The organism is Acrocarpospora corrugata (assembly GCF_009687845.1).
GTDB lineage: Bacteria > Actinomycetota > Actinomycetes > Streptosporangiales > Streptosporangiaceae > Acrocarpospora > Acrocarpospora corrugata.
Map to the genome: position 1 here is coordinate 143,571 of NZ_BLAD01000041.1, position 16,135 is coordinate 159,705.

Annotated in this window: 18 protein-coding genes and 1 tRNA gene; 6 read left to right on the plus strand and 13 right to left on the minus strand. The window is 66.7% G+C overall.

The annotated features are described in order from the left end of the window. Positions 1 to 42 precede the first annotated feature (42 nt). From Acor_RS09145 to Acor_RS09160, 4 genes are all read right to left on the minus strand, one after another. Positions 43 to 3,216: an ATP-binding protein gene (locus Acor_RS09145; RefSeq protein ID WP_155336132.1), complete on the minus strand. Its 3,174-nt coding sequence runs from the start codon at positions 3,214 to 3,216 to the stop codon at positions 43 to 45. A gap of 250 nt (positions 3,217 to 3,466) precedes the next feature. Then, a complete protein-coding gene (locus tag Acor_RS09150; RefSeq protein WP_155336133.1) occupies positions 3,467 to 3,961 on the minus strand; it encodes a hypothetical protein in 495 nt (164 codons plus the stop codon). 254 nt (positions 3,962 to 4,215) lie between these two features. Then, positions 4,216 to 4,551 (minus strand): helix-turn-helix domain-containing protein, encoded by a 336-nt coding sequence (locus Acor_RS09155; protein ID WP_155336134.1) that lies wholly within the window; start codon positions 4,549 to 4,551, stop codon positions 4,216 to 4,218. Next, on the minus strand, positions 4,548 to 4,697 hold the full coding sequence (locus tag Acor_RS09160) for a hypothetical protein (RefSeq protein WP_246238522.1): 150 nt from the start codon (positions 4,695 to 4,697) through the stop codon (positions 4,548 to 4,550). Before Acor_RS09160 ends, Acor_RS09155 begins: the two co-directional genes overlap by 4 nt. Positions 4,698 to 4,868: 171 nt before the next feature. On the opposite strand from Acor_RS09160, the gene Acor_RS09165 reads away from it, so the two are divergent. Then, positions 4,869 to 5,603, plus strand: a complete 735-nt coding sequence (locus tag Acor_RS09165) for an aspartate/glutamate racemase family protein (RefSeq protein WP_155336135.1) — start codon at positions 4,869 to 4,871, stop codon at positions 5,601 to 5,603. 12 nt (positions 5,604 to 5,615) lie between these two features. On the opposite strand, the gene Acor_RS09170 is transcribed toward Acor_RS09165, so the two are convergent. Further along, complete coding sequence (locus tag Acor_RS09170; RefSeq protein ID WP_155336136.1) at positions 5,616 to 6,137, minus strand: hemerythrin domain-containing protein; 522 nt, start codon at positions 6,135 to 6,137, stop codon at positions 5,616 to 5,618. Between the two features lie 479 nt (positions 6,138 to 6,616). Between Acor_RS09170 and Acor_RS09175 the strand changes: the two genes are divergently transcribed. Both Acor_RS09175 and Acor_RS09180 read left to right on the plus strand, forming a co-directional pair. Then, the gene (locus tag Acor_RS09175; RefSeq protein WP_155336137.1) at positions 6,617 to 6,772 is read left to right on the plus strand and encodes a class I SAM-dependent methyltransferase; all 156 of its coding nucleotides are present in this window, start codon (positions 6,617 to 6,619) and stop codon (positions 6,770 to 6,772) included. Then, positions 6,744 to 7,202, plus strand: coding sequence for an FkbM family methyltransferase (locus tag Acor_RS09180; RefSeq protein WP_155336138.1), 459 nt, complete (start codon positions 6,744 to 6,746; stop codon positions 7,200 to 7,202). Before Acor_RS09175 ends, Acor_RS09180 begins: the two co-directional genes overlap by 29 nt. Here the strand turns inward: Acor_RS09180 and Acor_RS09185 are convergent. After that, on the minus strand, positions 7,199 to 9,652 hold the full coding sequence (locus tag Acor_RS09185) for a DUF4132 domain-containing protein (RefSeq protein ID WP_155336139.1): 2,454 nt from the start codon (positions 9,650 to 9,652) through the stop codon (positions 7,199 to 7,201). The genes Acor_RS09180 and Acor_RS09185 overlap by 4 nt on opposite strands. Position 9,653: 1 nt before the next feature. After that, positions 9,654 to 10,046 (minus strand): hypothetical protein, encoded by a 393-nt coding sequence (locus Acor_RS09190; protein ID WP_155336140.1) that lies wholly within the window; start codon positions 10,044 to 10,046, stop codon positions 9,654 to 9,656. A 145-nt stretch (positions 10,047 to 10,191) separates the two neighbouring features. Here Acor_RS09190 and Acor_RS09195 point away from each other — a divergent pair, with 145 nt between their 5' ends. Then, positions 10,192 to 10,593 (plus strand): squamosa promoter-binding protein 15, encoded by a 402-nt coding sequence (locus Acor_RS09195; RefSeq protein ID WP_155336141.1) that lies wholly within the window; start codon positions 10,192 to 10,194, stop codon positions 10,591 to 10,593. A 365-nt stretch (positions 10,594 to 10,958) separates the two neighbouring features. Here the strand turns inward: Acor_RS09195 and Acor_RS09200 are convergent, their stop codons facing one another. From Acor_RS09200 to Acor_RS09220, 5 genes are all read right to left on the minus strand, one after another. Then, the gene (locus Acor_RS09200; protein WP_155336142.1) at positions 10,959 to 11,252 is read right to left on the minus strand and encodes a DUF6247 family protein; all 294 of its coding nucleotides are present in this window, start codon (positions 11,250 to 11,252) and stop codon (positions 10,959 to 10,961) included. A 277-nt stretch (positions 11,253 to 11,529) separates the two neighbouring features. Beyond that, positions 11,530 to 11,796 (minus strand): hypothetical protein, encoded by a 267-nt coding sequence (locus Acor_RS09205; RefSeq protein WP_155336143.1) that lies wholly within the window; start codon positions 11,794 to 11,796, stop codon positions 11,530 to 11,532. Positions 11,797 to 12,177: 381 nt separating this feature from the next. Next, a complete protein-coding gene (locus tag Acor_RS09210; RefSeq protein ID WP_155336144.1) occupies positions 12,178 to 12,423 on the minus strand; it encodes a hypothetical protein in 246 nt (81 codons plus the stop codon). Positions 12,424 to 12,455: 32 nt separating this feature from the next. Next, positions 12,456 to 12,695 carry a hypothetical protein gene (locus tag Acor_RS09215; RefSeq protein ID WP_155336145.1) on the minus strand — a complete coding sequence of 80 codons (240 nt, stop codon included), beginning with the start codon at positions 12,693 to 12,695 and terminating at the stop codon, positions 12,456 to 12,458. Between the two features lie 786 nt (positions 12,696 to 13,481). Further along, a tRNA-Arg gene (locus Acor_RS09220) sits at positions 13,482 to 13,555 on the minus strand. Between the two features lie 121 nt (positions 13,556 to 13,676). On the opposite strand from Acor_RS09220, the gene Acor_RS09225 reads away from it, so the two are divergent. Next, on the plus strand, positions 13,677 to 14,603 hold the full coding sequence (locus Acor_RS09225) for a tyrosine-type recombinase/integrase (protein WP_170316855.1): 927 nt from the start codon (positions 13,677 to 13,679) through the stop codon (positions 14,601 to 14,603). A 14-nt stretch (positions 14,604 to 14,617) separates the two neighbouring features. Here the strand turns inward: Acor_RS09225 and Acor_RS09230 are convergent, their stop codons facing one another. Next, positions 14,618 to 15,307, minus strand: coding sequence for a DUF4352 domain-containing protein (locus Acor_RS09230; RefSeq protein WP_155336147.1), 690 nt, complete (start codon positions 15,305 to 15,307; stop codon positions 14,618 to 14,620). A 210-nt stretch (positions 15,308 to 15,517) separates the two neighbouring features. On the opposite strand from Acor_RS09230, the gene Acor_RS09235 reads away from it, so the two are divergent. Next, positions 15,518 to 16,111, plus strand: coding sequence for a PadR family transcriptional regulator (locus Acor_RS09235; protein ID WP_155336148.1), 594 nt, complete (start codon positions 15,518 to 15,520; stop codon positions 16,109 to 16,111). The last annotated feature ends 24 nt before the right edge of the window (positions 16,112 to 16,135 follow it).

Genomic DNA, 16,135 nt, shown 5'->3' on the forward strand with positions numbered 1-16,135 from the left:
TGCCCAGTGTCCGCGATCACAAGGTCGCGGACACCCGGAGTTTCACAGCCGCCAGTCGATCTCGCGTTCGGGCTGGTAGCGGCAGGTGGCGCCGGTGGAGACCGCCGAACGGAGGTGCACGGCCAGTTCGGGATGTCGTTCGTCCAGTTTGCGTAAGGTGTCACGGATGCGGGCGGTGACGGTCTTGCGGGCGCGTTCGGCTTCGTCGCCGAGGCGGCGGTCCCGGCCCGCCAGCCCGGCGGCGGCGCGTAGTTCGGACAGCAGGGCCTGGCGTTCCCGGTCGAAGGCGATGGCCCGCCGGTCGTCGCCCAGTTCGGTCGCCCGGTCGATCTCGTCGTCGAGCTGGGTGAGCCGACGCCGGAACCGCGTCTTGGCCTCCTCGTCGAGGACGGCGTCGCCACCCAGGCGACGGGCGGCCACCACGACCTCCCCGCCTTCGGGATCGAGCAGCCGGACCGCGGGAATGTCCCCACCCGGACTGCCGAGCAGGTAGTACAGATCGCGCAACCCCTTGGCGTCCGGCATGTGCACGGTCAGCCCGCCGAAACCGAGCGACCAGACTCCGCTCTCCATCCGGAACACCCCGCTCGGCTTCGGCGCCGAAACGGCGCCGGTGTCCGCGTCGGCCTCCCGGCGCATCCGCCGCGCCTGCGCGACCACCTGACGCATGCCGACGTCCACGGCATCCCGCTCCACCCCGTCGAGGAGTTCCTTCGCCATGGAAACGTCGTCGCCGTCGCCCCGGCGGAGCAGCGTCGCCGCCAACTGCGCCCGCGCCTCGATCGACCACGGCCGCGCCTTCAGCCGGTCGGCGGACTGGTAGGCGGCGGTGAATTCGGTGACCGCCTCGGTGAACCGCCCCTGGGCGGCGTCGATCCTGGCCAGCCACAGATCGACCGGCCCGCTGATGTCGCAGCCGTACAGCGACAACAGCCACTGCCCGCGGAACGGCGCCAGCGCCGACCGCGTCCACGCGCACAGGTCGGCGTCGCCGGAGACCGCGGCGGCGTGCGCCAGGAAGCGCAGACCCAGCGGCATGAAACTCCGCGGATAGGGGTCTTCGCCCGGCACCAGCTCCGGCAGCATCCGCAGCCCCGCCGGAATGTCCCCGCGGTGCAGGGAGGTGATGCCCTGCAGCAGCCCCGGATACGGATGCCCGTCGTCGCCGAGCCGGATGTGCAACTCGGCCAGCTCGTCGAACCGGCCCTGCAACAGCAGGAACGCCCAGCGCAGATGGTTGTTCATGAACGTGAAGTAGAACTCGCCCTTCTCCCCGGCCGCGTCGATGGCCTGCTGAAGGAAGGTCTCGGCCTCCTCGAACCGGCCCATCAGCGTGGTGATGATGCTCTGATCGATGAACGCCGCGAAGGCCATCCGTGGCATGCTCTGGCGTTCGGCGAACGTGGTCGACGCGTCGTACTGGTCCAGATAGGCGGGATCGCCCTGTTCCAGCAGCGACACCCACCGCAGCGACGCGGCGAAATGCTCCCCGTCCCGGTCGCCGCGGCGGCGGGCGGCTTCACCCATCTCCTCGGTGATCGCCGTACGCTCGGCCGCGCTGCCCAGCCGCCAGACGACGTCGTGCCGCGAGTTCAGGCCGAACGTCAGCGCGTCGTCGTCGTTGTCCCGGCGCGCCAGCGTCACCACGTGGGTGGTGAGCTCGTCCGCCAGCGCGGCCAGCGGCGTCGCGTCCTGGATCGGCACCTTCAGCATCCGGGCGTGCGCCTCCCGGATCAGGTCGTCGGCCAGCTGCGGGCTCCGGCCGATATGCCAGCCCGGCCCCACGGTCCGATACAGGCTGAGCGCCACCCGCGCCAGCAGACCCGGCTCGTCGACCTGTCTGGCCAGTTCGACGGCCGTGCCGAACACCCGCCTGGACTCCTCGGCCGACTCGAAGTGGTCGAGCGCCTCGCCCAGATCGAGCGCGATCATCGCCCGGCTGCGCGGATCCAGCATCGCCGACACCTCGAACGCCCGCCGTAGATGCCCCAGGCCCTCCTCGGCGGACAGCCGCCGCGCGGCATCGTGCTCGGCCTCCCGCAACGACCGCACCACCCGCGCCGGATCGAGCGCGTCCCCGGCCAGGTAGGCGTGGTGTGCCTGATCCGCCGGAAAGATCCACTCGGTCAGCGCGGCAGACTCGTCGAGCGCGCGGATCACCGCGGCGTGCCGCCTCCGCGCCTCGGTGCCCTCGATCGTCGCGTACAACGTCTCCCTGACCAGGTCGTGCGCGAACGAGAACCGCCCGTCCTCACCGGCCACGACCAGCCGCGCGTTCACCGCCTGGTTCAGCAGCGAGCTCACCCGCCCGGGCGGAGTGCCCGACGTGGCCGCCAGCACCTCGCGATGGAATTCCCGCCCCAGCACCGAAGCCGAGGTCAGCAACTCCACCAAGACCGGCGGCAGCAGCGAGAACCGCCGCTGCAACGCATCCCGCACTCCCGGCGCGATCGCGCTCACCGAGCCGCCGCTCCGCCACAGCCGGGCCGTCTGCTCGACGAAGAACGGATTGCCGCCGGTCCTGCGATGCACCTCGGCCGCCAGCTCCGGCTCCGGCTCCCGCCCGGCCGTGCGGGCCATCAGCGCGCCCACCTCGTCACGGGACAGACCGGTCAGCGTCACCGTCGTCGCCTTGGCCAGCAACGGCATGATCAAGCTCTCCAGCGGATGCCCGCCCGACTCGACCTCCACATCCCGGTACGTCCCGACCAGCAGCAGCCGCTCGAACCAGGTGTGCCGGGCCGCGAACTCCAGCATCCGCAGCGACGCCGTATCCGCCCAGTGCAGATCGTCCAGCACGACCACCACCGGCCGCCGCTGCGACACCGAGACCAGGGCCACCGTCACCGCGTCATACAGCTGGAACGCCTCGGCCGACCCCGGCGCGGGCTGCTCACCCAGCAGCGCGGTCAGATTGCCACCCGCCGCCGCAGCGGCAGCCTCCCACTCCTCCGCCGTCGCGCTCCGCCGCAACCCCCGCACCACCTGCACCCACGGCCAGAACCCGGGCGCCCCTTCGGAATGCCAGCAGGACCCGCTGAGCACCAGCGCCCCCAGCCGCCTGGCCTCCTCCACAGCCCCCGTGACCAGCGTCGTCTTCCCGATCCCCGCCTCCCCGGTGACCAGCACCAGGCCGCCGTGACTGTCCGCGGCCCGGCCGATCTCGGCGCGCAGCAGACCCGCCGGGTGGTCTCGCCCGATGAGCCCAACAGCCATGCCGTTCCGCCGCCTCAGGTCAGGAAACGCGTACCCAAGAACGGTACCGACCGGGGGTGACAAAATCGCGGCACGGATTCCGCGGAGAGCCCAGCGCGGGCCGGCCGGGCTATCACCCCCTCAGACGCGGATGATCTCGTGGGTCACGCCCGCCTTCGTCGAGACCTTGATCAGATCCGTGCCGTTGACGTTGTTGACCTGCTATGGATCATGCGGACCTTCTGGCCCGGTCCAAGGTTCACCAGATTGATCACGACGAGGCACCTGCCGCCGCAGGCGGGAGGGCGCCGATGGCATTTGCGTAATAGGCCGAGCCGGCCACATGGAAAGCGAGCTGCCGAAAACTCCAGCCGTCGCCCGGCGATTGGTCGAGTTGGTCGGCGGTCAGCGCGTTCAACCGGACAGCCCAGATCTGCGCGAGCCTGGTAAGCCGACTCCGAGCCTCATCCAGATCCGCAGCCGTGAATGGCGCGAGATCGGCGGGAGTAGTGCTCGCCGATGCATGCCAGTGATCACGCATCGACTCCACCCCCACCAGCCGAGCCTCCAGCTCAGCGAGGTGATCCACAAGGTGATCGGCCACTCGCCTGATCGCTTTGTTGGGCGTGTATATCCGCCCATCGATCGGATACGGCCTCCCGTCCCAACCAGTCCACGTAGCCGCCAACCGAAGCACATGCTCCGTCATCTCGACCACCACCCGAGCCGGTTCACGGTCATCAGTGATCGGAAAATCATCAGCCATCGTCGAAATCCATTCCACCGCACAGGCCTTGCCTACCGGGACAAAGGTTCACGGTAAACCCCGGATACTTTGGCCAGCGCCGAACCATGGGCATGGCAAACCCGATCGTGCTGCGGTCTTTTGCCGCTGGTGGCCGCCTTAGGTCTCAAGCTCGCGATGCGTGCAGAAGGTGGCGGTGGTCCCAGATCAAGGTTTGATCCAAGGAATCGAACGGAACCAAGCACGGCTCGCATGTATGCAGGGCCGGCGAGGGGTTACGCGGCGTGGGTGTCGGTGCCGCGCAGGATGTACAGGTCGTCGCCGAAGACGGCGGAGATCTGGAGGTGGCCGCCGAGGGCCTGGACGTATCGGGCGATGGCCTCGACGGCGGACACCTCGCCTCGCTCGATCTGTGAGACTCGGCTCTTGGTGACGCACATCCGATCAGCCACCTCGGCCTGGGTCAGGTCCTGGGCGGTACGGCGTTCGGCGAGGCGGTGTCCGTCGATGTAGGCCTGATTGCGCTTGCGGGCCTCGGCGACCGCCTGCTCGCCACCGGCGTCGGCGACAATGCCGGGGCGTACATCGCTCCACTTGGGAAAGTTCGTCATAGCCGCCCTTCCTCCTCTTCCCGCTCTTTCACATAGTGCGCGTACAGTTCCTCGGCTTGCGGGATGGCCCGCCGGTACCAGCCGGACCAGTCCCCTGATTTGTCCCCGCCGACCAGCAGGATCGCCGACCGCCAGGGGTCGAACACGAAGATGACCCTGCGCAGTGGTCCGCTGGTTGTGCCCTGTGTGGACGCCGTACGTCGTCGAGCAAGGCGTCAGTCGGCGTGGGCCGGAGCCATAATCGATGTTTTGGGGTTAGCGATGAACCGTTTCGGCTCTCGTCGCCCGTGGTCTGGATTGCTGTTAGCGAGGGAACTATGAACCACTTCGGCATTTTGGCGCACAGTACCGAGGGGGCGGCGCTCAGTTTTTTGGCGTACTGCCAGGAGGCGTATCGCCGTACCGGGCGTCATGAGCATCCGGGTGTGACGCTTGACTACATTGCGTTTGGTTACAGCATGGCCGCCTGGGATTCGGGTGATCATGACTCGGTCAGGGCGACGCTGGCCGTGAGCGTGGATCGGCTGGCGCGGGCCGGGGCTGCCTTTTTCGCCTGTCCGGACAACACCGCGCACCTGGCTCTCGAACGGCCCGGTCCTGACCTCGCGCTGCCGGGGCTGCACATCGCTGAGGTGGTCGCCGATCAGGCCGTGCGTGATGGGCGTACCCGAGTTGCCGTGCTTGGGACCAGGTACACGATGGATGGGCCGATTTACCCTCGCGCGTTCGCGGCGCGCGGGATCGCGACCGAGTTGCCGGATCCGGACGATCGAGAGGTGATCAACAGGATCATCTTCGATGAGCTGGTCAGCGGCGTGTTCACTGATGCGTCGCGTCAGGAGTATGTGCGGGTCATCTCTCAGTTGGCCGATCGTGGATGCGATGCGGTCGCGCTCGTATGCACGGAGATTCCGCTTCTGGTGACGCCCGAAGTTTCGCCTTTGCCCACGCTGGACTCCACCCGACTTATTGCCAGTGCCGCCTACGAGGTGGCCGTCGGCGAGAGGCCGATGCCCTCCTGGCGTGGTGGGCCGTACCAGGACTCGGACTGAGCGGCCCGCAGCTCAGCGGTACCCGTCCTCGTCGTCGATCTGCAGGAAGTCGGGTCGGTTTTCGTGCCATTCGGGCACGTCCATCGAGTTGAGTACGGAGATCAGCTGCTTCTCCTCGTAGATGAAGTGCGTTTGCATGATCGCCGACAGTGCTGTCACTTCCTCGCGGACCTTCGACGCCGTGGTCGGGTCGGGTTTCTCCGGGAGGGATTCGAGGAGGTTCTGTAGGTTCCCCAGCAGCCAGTCCAGCTGGTTGTGGTCGGCGCGCAGGTCGGAGAGGACTTTGCGCAGGTCGGGGAAGTCCTCGGCGATAGTCGGGAACGCGCCCCGGTCTTCGCCGGTGTGGTGGCGGGTCAACGCCGTACAGAAGGAAAGGCAGTGGGCGCGGAGGTCTCGGGGCGGGAGGCCGTTGCCGTTGAAGTAGGCGTCGATGCTGTCCCGGAGGTCTTCCAGCATCTCGCGGAGCCAGATGTGTACTTCGAGTAGCTGTGTGCCGAAGGAGGTGAGGCGGTTCGCCGCGGAATTTTGATCCATGTTCCGTCTAGTATCCCGAAGTCCCGAGGGGCGTGGGATCGTGAGTGATTTTTGCCCGCATGAACCGCGGTTAGCGCAAAATTCACGCTATGGCCACATCGATGAGGCGATTACGACGGGATCTTGCCATCGGGGTGATGCGGGCGGCCAAAGCGGCGAACAGGAGCCGGGTGGTTCGCGCGCTGCTGCGAGGCCGCAGTGTGCGGCGATTCGCCCTGGTCAATCGGCTTTATCATGTGGTGTTCCGGTTGGGGGTCACCGCCGGGAATCGGGATGTCGAGGCGCACTACCGGGGGGTTGTGCTGGCTGGCCCGGTATGGGACGCGACGATCATGCCTTCGGTCTGGGGGGCTACTACGAGGAGTTCGAGGTCTCCGTCTTCGAGCGGCTGGCCTCGGTCAGTCAGTCGATCATCGACGTCGGGGCGAACATCGGTGTGTACGCCTGCACCGGCGCGGCACCTCTCCCAAGGCGGCAGGTTGATCGCCTTCGAGCCGGTGCCGGAGAACGTCGCCTACCTGCGACGCAACGTGGAGCGCAACGAGCTGACCGGCCGCGTGACCGTGGAGCCGGTGGCCGTGGGGGAGTCGTGCGGTGAGCTGACCCGTGCACCTGTCGGGCGAGCAGTCCGGTAAGAATTCGGCCGCGGCGGCGAACGTCGGCACGCCCGCCGGCGCGGTCACCAGGCCCATGACGTCGATCGACGCCTACCTGGCCGGTGGTGGTCTTGGCCCGCCCGACATCATCAAGATCGATGTCGAGGGTTACGAGGGCTTCGTGCTGCGAGGCGCGGCCGAGGCTCTGGCCGCCTCGCCGACGCTGCTGTTCGAACTGCATCCCGAGCTCCAGGCGAACTGCGGCTGCGATGCGGGCGAAGTGCTCGACGTCGTCTTCGCCCGCTATCGCTGGGTTTTCCTGGTGGACGAGCTGAACGACGTCCTGCGGCCGTGCTCGCGAGCCGACCTCGACAAACCCGGCGCGATCGGTCTTTACCGCTCCGATCTCGTGGCGATCGGCCGGCCGGAGCACTTGGCCGCGGTCCGGCAATGGCACGACCCCAGCTAGGTCAGTTGGCGAGTGATGGACGGGTCGGTGATGGCGGTGTCGGCGGCCAGCAGGAACGCCTTCGACAAGATGATCGACAGCATGCCGCCGTTCTCCTCGAAAGGCAGGAAGAGCTGGTCGCCACTGCCACGGGAGACGATGCACAGGTAGGCGTCGTTGGGTTCCATGAGAATGTTGCCCGAGCCGAGGTGGATCTTGTAGGTGCGCAGGTCACCCCGTACATGCAGGAACCGGTCGGTGAGGGTGCAGCGGTCGGCGATGGCCAGGCGAGGCAGCAGCCGGGTGAGGGCGTCCCGACGGATCTGGGCGGTTTCCGGCAAGTCGCCGAATCCGTAGGACTGCCAGTATTCGCCGGTGCCCTCGGGGTCCAGCCCGGTCGAAGCGACGCCCACGGCCAGGTCGGCGTCACGTAACGCCTCCGACAGGGCCAGCGGATCGAGCTGAGCCAGTGGGATCGTGGCCCCGCGGTCGTCGGTGAAGCGGAGATGCCCGCTGACGCAGATGGAGACGGTGCCGACGTTGTCCCGCTCGGCGGACCCCTCGTCCAGGTGAAAATCCCAGTGTGCGGTGCGTCCGCCGGGCAGGGCCTTGGTGGCGTCGGCCTGGTCGGAACCGTACTCCCAGCCCCAGTGGCCCAGTGACATGCCGGTCCAGCCGCGTTCCGTCAACAGGGCTTTGGCCTGGCCGTACCGGAGGAGATGCCCGGTGAAGCGGCGCGAGTGGTCGCGTGTCTCCTCCTCGGCGGGGGTGAGCAGGTAGACCTCGCGGAAAGCCTGCTTGAACGGCTGGCGCAGACCTGTCTCGATCAGGTGGTCGCGCCAGGTGCGGACCTCGTCCATGGTGTGGGAGATGGGGTGCCAGATGTGGACCGGGGTTTCTGGGCGGGGCTGGATCCGGTGTCCCGCCGGGTCGGTCAGCTCCCAGACGCCGTCAACCTGGACTGGAAGCCCCGAGGGCCCCTGGAGGACCTCCCAGATCAAGGATCTGCCGTACTGCCCGGTGATGGGATGGTCGAGGTAGAACTCGCACACCTCGTGCCAGCGCCACTGGCGTTCGGTGGCCAGCGCCCGCTCGATGCGGAAACGTTCGGCGGGCAGCGCCTTCTTCAGTTCCTTGGCGGTCGCTTTGATCTCCGCCAGCAACTCCGCGTGCTCTTCGCGGACGGCCTTGGGAATCGTCTTGCGTATCTTGCCGGCAGGATCGACGAAGTCCACGACGCCGTCGATGCCCAACCGCAGGCCATGCTCGGTACGGGTGCCGTCGGGACCCAACCCGAACGTCGGGACAGTGCGCTCCAGCAACTGCTCCGGAGACAGCCCGGTCTGTACGGCTACCGCATCCAGCGTCCTGGTGACTCCCGCCAGAATGGTCTTCTTGCGCACTTTCGCCTGCACTCTGGCCAACTGGCTGACCACCTCCAGCCCGCCGCGCCGGGCAAGCACCCCGATCGCGGCGTTGGCCAGCAGTTCGCTGCGCGCGTTGGCTCCCGCCCCGCCGATCCCGGTGCCGGTGGCCACGGCGACGTCGCCCAGCAGCGGGGTCACCCACGGCTCGTCGATCGGCTCACAGGTCCAGACCATGCCGCGCAGGATCATGGCAGTGCGTTCGTGGAGATAGGTGATGACCGTCCACTCGTAGTCGTCGTGGCGACGCCGTTCGACTTTCTCGCGGTGGGCCGGGATCCGGCCGAGCACCTCTCTGGCCACGGCGACGGCATCGGGCGTGCCCAAGGCGGCCGCCTGCTTCAGCCACTTCGCGGAGGGCCTGGCGGACGTGGCCGTGGTCCAGTGCCGCAGCAGGGGCAGCACGTCCGCGGCACCGAGGCGAACGGCGTACTCCTCGGCCAGCAGCACGGCGAACTCGTCGTGCGTGGTGAGGAGAGCCTTCGCAGAGGCCGCGGCGTCGCCGCCCGAATGCTCGCTCAGCACGTCGTCGAGGAAACGTCTGGCCGACCATTTCGCCGTCCACTCGTGCTCGTTCAGGTAGGTGTCAGCCCGGCGGAGGTGCTCCAGGTACGGCTCACGCTCGGCGGTGGACAGCCGCTTGAGCACGGCGACCGGCACCTTGAACAGCTCCTCGCGCTGCTGCGCGTTGCCCGGCGGGACGGCGGCCGTCCGCCACAGCAGGTCGATCTCCGCCGGAGTCCAGCCGAGCTTGCGCCGGGCGACCGCCGTTGGCACTGTCATCAGGATCCAGCAGTATCCGGGCCCGTTCTGCCGCTGCCAGAGGATGTGCATGCGCAGTTGCGCCCACACTCCCATGGCCCGCCACTCGGCATCGCCCCAATCCTGGGCCAGCTTCCCCATCGGGGTGTCGGCCAGCGTCGGCTGCGGCGAGACGTAGCGATATTCGTAGACCGCGTCCAACTGGGCGAAGACATCGAGACTGGCCTGGTCCAGGCCGTTCAGCCAGGCGCGGTGCTCGGCGGGGAGTTCGTCGACGACGCCCATGTCAGCCTCCGACCAGGGGGACGAGCTTGACGAAGGACACGACCGGGTCGACGGTGAGGTCGATCTCCAGGTCCAGGTTTTCGATCTGCCGGTCGCCGATCAGCAGCAGGAAGCCGTTGCGGGTGAAGGCGGCCTCGGCGGCGTCGGCCTGCTTCTCCCAGTCGAGCCTGCGGGTGGTACGCATCCGGTAGCCGTTCAGCTCGGCTTCGGCGTCGTTCGGCCGGACCAGGCCGCGGAAGTGGTGGGAGGGGGCGGCGTTGTAGCGGGCGACCTCCTCGCGGACGCGAAGCCGTACCAGCTCCCGGGCGGAGATCCGCTCCGGCAGATCGGGCAGGGTGAACTCCTCCAACGCCTTGCCCGTCGCGGTCTCGTCGCGAAAGGTGACTACTGCCATCAGCGCATCCTCGATCGTCGGGGGGGTGACGGCACCATCTATAGCAATCGGAGCCGACAGAAACGCGACCGAGGGACATCGGTCCGGGATTTTCTTGGGGGAAAAATCCAGGGCGGCCCCGTTAGAGGTGACGGACAATGGGCTGATGAGCTGGGTCGCCAACGTGATGGTGTCGATTGATCCGGATGACCGTCCGAACGTGGAGGCGTTGAGCGAGTGGCTGCGTACGGAAGCTCCACTGCGGGATAGGCCGGGGCGAGGCTGTGGCTTTCTCCGCGAGATCACTGCCGAGGACACGGTCTGGGGTGGGTGGAAGTACCCCGAATGCGATGTGTGGGCCGGTGCGCTCAACCATGCCGACCTGAAGGCAGTCCTTGATCACATTGGGCGGATGCCCTGGCGGTGCCCGAACGCGCTGCAGGTCTTCGTGATGGATCAGGAGGAGGCGTTCTTCAGAGTGTCGATGTTGAGGGACGGTGAGCTGCGGCAGTACGCGCCGGTCACGCCCAGCGAAGAGGACCCGGACTTCTGTCCCGATGACCTCTGAAACATGGCCGCGAGGTCACTGTGGCGGCGGCGGAGCCCGCGGGCAGATGGCTCCACGCTATGACGATGCGGCTGGGTTTAGACCGATCCAGCGGTGTTAGTGGTATGTGCGTCGCGCCGGATCAGCCTGCCCACAGAATGTCGACGACGCGGACGATCTCGACCGAGTCGAGGATCAGGTACGTGACGAAGCCGTGGTCGCCGAAGTCGGCCCGCCGCACCTGCGGGTCGTCGGTGGCCATGCTGGTGAGCGGGTCGAAGGGTTCTCGCAGACATCGGCCATCGCCTGGGCCAAGGTGGTGAGCGCCGCAGAAGGGAAGCCTCCGAGTTGGCGTAGCGCCCGCTCGGACAAGTGGGGGCGGAAGGTCACCGGCGGCGGGCCAACTCGCTGGCGATGGCCTCATCAAGAGGCGTGGTCGCGCCAGCGCCGTCCTTGGCTTCCTGGATCGCCTCGTAGTAGCCGGGCTGGTTGACCGCGACCACGGTCAGGCTCCACCGATGCAGCAGCCTCTTCAGAGCTGTGTAGCTGGCCAGGTCGTCACGGGCGGATTCAACCGCTGCCCGGTACTGGCGAAGGAACTCCGGCCGCTCCCGAGTTGGCAGGCCGCGCAGGATCTCTTGGGGGTCCTCGGGATCCCCGTGGATCGGCTGAGCGCTCATAACTGCACTCTAGCCCGGGGCGCTAAGTATCCGCACACCAGTGGGCAGGTGAGCCTGCCGGGCGTGGATAAGGCCACGGCCGAAGGGCTGGACCGGATTCGGACCCCCGACCGTCGCAGGCCATCGCGCCGCAGCGCCATGGCCTGCGCGAGTCAACAGGTCATGATCGCCGACACCGACGACGCTGTAGTTCACTACCGCGTCCTGTGCCGCCGCCATCACTCAGGCGACCTCGGATTCGAGCCTGCGACGCTCTGACGGCTTCGGTACGCCTGGCTCACTGCTGTACCTTGAACGCCCAAGTGACCTCGGCTGGAGCCTCCACCCGCAGCGAGATCACTCGCGCGTTCTTGAGCACGACCTCGTTGAAGGTGGAGGTCACCTTGTCGGCCGCGCAGGGAATGGCCAGCTCCGTCACGGGAGGCAGTTTCAGCGTGAGCGTCGCCCCGCCGACGCAGTCCAGCGACACGAAGAGCGAGCCAGGCTTGACGTCGATTCCCCCGGCGGGCGCGCTTCCCTCGGTCGGGCCACTCGTAGCGAGCACCCGTAATCCCGGCTCACCCTCCGGCGGAGCCGATACCCGTACGACGACGACCTCCGGTTCTGTCGTCGTTGCCGTGGAACCCCCACTTTCTTCAGGAGAACACGCGGCTACCATCCCGAGAACGAGTCCACAGGTAAGCATGGTGCCTCGCACAACCGACCACCCCTTGCTCTAGGACGGTGTCCAATAAACGTTCACCGGCTTGAGAACTGCGATCGTCGAGGTCGGTGAGCCCTCCACCCGGCGAAGGTTTATAGGACACCGCACTGGCGAACGCAAATCGACGAGACCAGCGCGCGCCAGCCTCCTGAAGGTACGACGGCCGAAGCGGAAAAGCTATCCGCGCTCGACCGCCGTACCAGATGAACGACTACTCGACGGCTAGCTCTCCCACGTTCTCCAGCCAATCTTCCATGGCGCCCAGGCCGTCACCGAACTGCGGACCTTCTCCGAACAGTTGCTGAAGATCTGGACGTAATTCCCCGAGGTCTTCTTGCGCCACACGCCGTATGACGCGTTGGCGGTCTTTTTGGGCGGCGTCGGAACCTCGATCGTATTACCGATTTCGACGCTCAGGCTGGCCGACAGGTTGACCCCCGCCGTAGCCTCCGCCCCGGCGAGGATCACGCCGGCCTGGACGGTAACCGAAGCCTGAGTGGTCAGGCCGACGGTCCCGACTGCTTGGACGAGAAGATCGACTTGATCGTCTTCGATGTCCCGTTGTAGCTCGCCTGGCCTACGCCGACCCCCTGGTGGGCGTTCGTCGGGTTCTTCGCCCGATACACATAGCGGGGATCGCAGTAGGGGGCATCCGGATGCTCGGGCTCCTCGGTCAGGCCGGGAGACGGCAGCGGTGATGCTGATAATCCGGGCACGACACCCGGGTCCGCGTGAGCCACGGAGGCTCCCGAGATCAGCACCCCCAAGATCGTGGCTGCTGACGCGCAGACCAATCGCCCCGTGGTTGAATTACGAATTGCCACATCGTTCCTCTCGCGCTGTGTGAGCCAGCGGAAACGCACTCAAGGAGCAACGAACCAAACTCAACGAGGCACCCATCGTCGAGTTATTGGCGCCTTGGGTTACTTGTGTGGCGGCAGAGCAATTTGAGCAGAGTTCCAACCCTGAATACAGTGAGAATAATTGTGATCTACGTCACGCATGACCCAAAAGGTCAAATAGGACTATCTAGGGAATAGTGGATTCCGCATTCACCTCGGACTTGGCCACGCCCGTGGCCCTTGGTGTCTTACCAGGTGGCGAGACCTTTTCCCGATCGCTCACTACGGTAAATGGAAACGCGGTCGAGTAATCAGATGACTACGGAATCCGCTTTAATGTGGAGAGTCCCAATCCCGCTTTTCGGCTAGGCAATCCGCGTTTGGGCTCGCGGTATCCAAGCACCGCCAGTACGTCTCGCTGGGAGGCGACAGCGGACCCAGCTGCGGTGTCTCGCCGGGCTACAGGCGCGGCCGGGCGAGACGGCCTGGTGACGCGGCGCGGGAGTCCGGGTCGATCGTGGGCGCGGCCAGTTGCACGGCGGAGCGGTATAGGTCGGCGAGGGTCCGGGCTTGGGCCGCGCAGGCAGAGGTGGTCCAAGTCCGGGTGCCTCCGATGGCACATCCCGGCAGGGGAAGAACGGGCGTTACCCCAGGTGAGAAGAGGGATTGGCCTGATCGTGGAAGCGCGCCCAGAGGGATTCGAACCCCCGACCGTCGGATTAGAAGTCCGATGCTCTATCCGGCTGAGCTATGGGCGCTTCCGCTGCTGCGTTGACCAGCTTATTTGCCGGTCTTGTGCGAAGCTAGCATAGCTGGGCTGTGCTGGAACAGCGTCGGATTTTTGGAGGAGCGATGGTCCGCCCCCGAAGACAGATGCCCGTGTCTCCGACGCTTGCCGAGCTGCTTCCTTCGTGGGAGCTGTCGCTGCAGGCAGGGCACAAGTCGCCGGGGACGATCCGCAGCTACCTGGACAGCGTACGGGGGCTGTCGGCGTTTCTGATCGATGAGGGGATGCGGGCGGACGTGGACGGGGTCGGGGCGGATGACATACGCGCCTTTCTCGCCCATACGTTGGAAGTGTCCTCGCCGGGGAACGCGCACAAGCATTTTCGGAACCTGCGGGTCTTCTTCGGCTGGCTGGTCGCGGAGGGGGAGCGGGCGGGGGGCACGCCGCTGGCGGAGGTCGAGCCGCCGAAGGTGGATCGGAAGCCGGTTCGGCCGCTCAGCGAGGAGGAGTTGGCCAGGCTGCTGGCGGTTTGCGCGGGGGATTCGTGGATCGATCGGCGGGATACGGCGATCATGCGGATTCTGATGGACAACGGGATGCGGGTGTCCGCGCTGGCGGGGCTGCGGTACAGCGCGACCGATCCGGACGCGAACGATGTGTGGCTTGCCCGGCATGTGTTGCGGATCACGCTTCCGGGTGGGGAGGGGTATCTGGCGCCGCTTGGGCGTAAGTCGGCGGCGGCGGTGGATCGGTATCTGCGGGCCCGTACCCGGCTGAAGCATGCGTCTTCGCCGTGGTTGTGGCTGCCGGAGCGGGGAGTGACCGCGCATGGCGGGGATCGGCGGCTGACGGCTGCGGGGATTCAGCAGATGCTGCATCGGCGTGGCGAGGAAGCGGGGATTCCGGGCGTGTTCCCGCATCGGTTCCGGCACACGATGGCGAGTGGGTATCTCCGGGAGGGCGGGGATCCGCTGAACCTGATGCGGGTCGGCGGGTGGAAGACGCCGGCGACGGTCCGGCAGTATGTCGAACTCGCGCTGGCCGAGCATGCGCGGCTCTCTCCCGGCGATCGAATCTGAGTATCTGAACCCGGTCAGCCCGGGATGGACCATACGCCCTGGTCCTTGCCGTAGCCGCTGTTCAGGACGAACTGGAACCGCGTCAGTTTCGTACGCCGGGGGACCTCGAACACGAGCACGCCCTTGCGGCTGTCGCCGCTGGAAATTGTGACCAGGCCGTTGAGGGCGACACCGTCGTGAACTTCGGCATAGGTGGCGCTGTACTGCTGGCCATCCGCGTCGATCAGTTTGCCGCTGTTCGTCGGGGCGTCGTTGTAGAGATCCTCGCCCACGTTCTTCAACAGCAGTTCGACAGCGATGTACTGATACCCAGACTTGGGAGTTATGTACTGATTAGCAGGCCGAGCTCCCGCGATCACGCGAGTCGCCATCACCCGGACCACCGTCGTGTCCTGGATGCCGTGGAGTTCGATCGTCCGGCCCAGCCGCTGCGTGCCTCCGCGCGGAGCCTCCGTCTCCTCGGGCTCGGCTGTGGTGTCCACGGTCTTGGTCGGAGTGCCCGTTTTCGTTGCCGCAGCCACCGGTGTGTCGCCCGCCGTCCGGCCGATCGCCACCAGCACGCCGGCACTGACGCCCACCACCACGACGAAGATCGCGATGACCAGCAGGATCAGCGGCGCGCTGCTCTTCCTGGGCGGCGGCTGTGGCGGGTAGTAGTAGCCGGGCGGGCCGTACTGCTGCGGGCCCTGCGGGTACTGCGACATGGTGGCTCCAGGCGATGGGGGAGTGCCCGTCGGATATGTCTGACAACTGACAATGATGCCGTGCCTTGGGAGCTAAGACCGGCATGCCGGACATGTTCCCATTCGGGGTTCGATGAAGGGGACGATTCCGCCGAGGGCTCTTGACACTCGCGATGTATCTCGAAAATACTCGATTCCGAGTACGCGAGTCCGAGTAAGGAGGGATCGGCCATGGCGACCCGGCAACGCAGCAATCCGCTCGCGCTCGCGGTGCTCGCCCTGCTCTACGAGCGGCCGATGCATCCGTACGAGATGGCGACAACCCTCAGGGAGCGTCGCAAAGAGGACAGCATCAAGCTCAACTACGGTTCGCTCTACTCGGTCGTGCAGTCGCTGGAGCGCCGGGGCCTGGTCACGGCCCAGGAGGTCCAGCGGGACGGACGCCGTCCGGAGCGCACTGTGTACGCGATCGCCGAGCCGGGCACGGTCGAGTTGCTCGACTGGCTGAGTGAGCTGGTCGCGGTGCCCACCCGGGAGTTCACCCAGTTCGAGGCCGCGCTGTCGCTGCTGGCCTGTCTGAAGCCAGATGAGGCGGTACGGCTGCTTGAGGAGCGCGTGTCCAGGCTTGAGCAGGAACTGGCCGCGGCCGAAGGGCTGCGGGGGCACTCGTCCATGAGCAAGTTGCCCCGGTTGTTGTACATCGAATGGGAGTACCGAATCGCGCTTCGCCGTACCGAACTGGAATTCGTCTCGTCGCTGGTGCAGGAGATCCGTGAGGAGACGATCGAGGGACTGGCGATGTGGCGGGATTTCCACCAGCAGTGACGTTCCACCAGCAGTGACGTTCCA